The following is a 2,411-nucleotide window of genomic DNA, read 5'->3' as shown; positions in this document are numbered from 1 at the left end:
ATCTTGGCGGAGATCAACCAACAGGATACGCCACCTCTTCAGCCTGCTTCCATACACCAGAAATCACCATAACTCAGAAAGATTGATGCGTGATGAGTAGCTCTTGGCGGGATAGCCCTTGGCATAATCGGTCGGGGATGTACCGTTCGGAGAGATTGTAACAGGGGGCGTAAGCAGGGTAGCTTCTTTAATGTAATTTCAATGCAGACTCCGAGCTCTGTAGCTCGCGAGGCGAATAGCTGACCGATTGCCAATAAGCGGGTCTATGGTAAACAAGCTCAGGAGCGCGAACGTTATGAATTTAATAAGGGGGGTGTTGCTTGCTCTGAGCGTAGGCGTCACCTCGATAGCGGTAGCGGCGGATTATCAAAAAGGGTTAGAAGCTTTTCTTAGTAGTGACTACGCAACGGCTTTTCAGGAGTTTGAGCCATTAGCGGAGCAGGGCGAGGCCTCCGCCCAGTATTTTCTGGCGCTTTTGTACGACACTGGCGAGGGCGTCCCTCAGGACGATGCCAAGGCGGCGGCCTGGTACCGGAAAGCCGCTGGACAGGGCCATGTCGATGCCCAGAGCAATCTGGGGCAAATGTACGACACTGGCCGGGGCGTTCCCTTGGACTATGCCAAGGCGGTGACCTGGTACCGGAAAGCCGCGAAGCAGGGCAGTGCCGTTGCCCAGTTCAATCTGGGAGCTATGTATGATATTGGCCAGGGCGTTCCTCAAGACGATACCAAGGCGGCAATGTGGTACCGGAAAGCAGCAGAGCAAAGCTTTGCCAGAGCCCAGTTCAATCTGGGGGTTATGTACGCCAATGGCCGGGGCGTTCCCCAGGACTTTGCCAAGGCGCTGACCTGGCATCGGAAAGCTGCTGAAGAGGGCCTCGCCCGCGCCCAGTTCAATCTGGGAACTATGTACGAAAATGGCGATGGGGTCTCCCAAGACGACTCCCAGGCTGTCGCCTGGTACCGGAAAGCGGCGGAACAGGGCCATGTCAGCGCCCAGAACAATCTCGGGCTTATGTACGGCAAAGGCCAAGGCGTCCTTCAGGACTATATTCAGGCGCACATGTGGTTCAATTTGGCAGCGTCACAAGGTCTTCCCGACGCAGCTGAAAATCGTGAGGTTGCGGCGGATCTCATGACGTCGGAGCAGGTCGCTGAAGCCCAGAAACTGGCTCGCGATTGGGCTGCTGAGAACCGGTAAGCGGCGACGACGATCCGCGCGGCGGATAAGGGCGATTGCCAATAAACGATGTTATGCCTTTCAGGAGCTATCGTATCTGGCCAAACCGGGGGCTCCGGGCGGTGAGTCAGTCGAAATTGCGAAGCCGATGCTGTTTGCGCTTCTCAGTGCCGGGTGCCCCGATAACCGGAGTCGCCAAAGAGGCGCGTTCCAATCATGGAGCAAAACGTCAGCCGCATGGACATCGTGCTCAATGGCTCTGGTGACCTCCTACGAATGGGTCATTCCGAAACTATCATCCACCTCAGTGCGTCGCCGAGGAGGCCAGTATCAGTAAAGATGACCAAATCAGCGCTATCGAGCTGAGACTGGCTGAACTTGAGCAAGAAAAGGCAACTCTCCTTTCTCGGATGAGAGAGCTGCGTCATGGTGAAAGTCGATCGGCTGCACCACAACTGACACCGGCACAAAAAGTTGAGCTCTTTCAAAGTCTTTTTCGCGGTCGTGCTGATATACATGCAGTTCGCTGGCAGGGTTCAGGGGGCCGGTCTGGCTATGCCATTGCCTGCGATAATGAGTGGGTTCCGGGTATTTGCCAGAAACCCAGGATCAAATGTGGAGAATGTCGACACCAACAGTTTAAACCGCTGGATTTCAATGCGGTGTACAACCACCTGGCTGGCAAGCATGTCACAGGCTTATATCCGTTACTTCCGGATAGTTGCTGTTACTTACTGGCCGTGGATTTTGACAAGGAAGACTGGGAAGCAGAGGTCCGTGCACTGGCGCAGGCTTGTCGCGGCGAGGATATTCCGTATCTCATCGAAATCTCGCGTTCCGGTGCTGGCGCTCATTTGTGGATTTTCTTTTCGGACGCCGTCCCCGCCTGGTCGGCCAGATCTCTGGGACTCAAGTTACTGGATAAAGCCATGGAGCTTCATCCAAGCTTGTCATTCGACTCCTATGATCGTTTGTTCCCTAATCAAGACACCATGCCAGAAGGTGGATTTGGGAATCTGATTGCCCTTCCTCTGCAGCATGAGGCCCGAAACCGCGGATGCACTGTATTTGTTGATGACGACCTGATCCCGCACCCCGATCAATGGGCACTGCTCAGTCAACACAAAACCATTTCACCAGGTCGGCTTCAGGAGATACTAAGGGATTCAAAAGTAGCCGAACATGATTTATAATAAACCTTTATTCACTGAATGATAAAGGAAACGGTTGA

Annotated in this window: 2 protein-coding genes; both read left to right on the top strand. The window is 54.0% G+C overall.

Features of this window, described 5'->3' with window-relative positions; all coding sequences use genetic code 11:
* Positions 1–295: 295 nt before the first annotated feature.
* The gene (locus tag AC1RQI_RS16645) at positions 296–1,201 is read left to right on the top strand and encodes a tetratricopeptide repeat protein (protein WP_481905732.1); all 906 of its coding nucleotides are present in this window, start codon (positions 296–298) and stop codon (positions 1,199–1,201) included.
* Between the two features lie 389 nt (positions 1,202–1,590).
* Complete coding sequence (locus AC1RQI_RS16640) at positions 1,591–2,373, top strand: TOTE conflict system archaeo-eukaryotic primase domain-containing protein (protein ID WP_481905731.1); 783 nt, start codon at positions 1,591–1,593, stop codon at positions 2,371–2,373.
* Positions 2,374–2,411 lie beyond the last annotated feature (38 nt).

The organism is Salicola sp. AFF1 (genome assembly GCF_056783195.1).
This window is presented reverse-complemented; position numbering and strand designations above follow the sequence as displayed.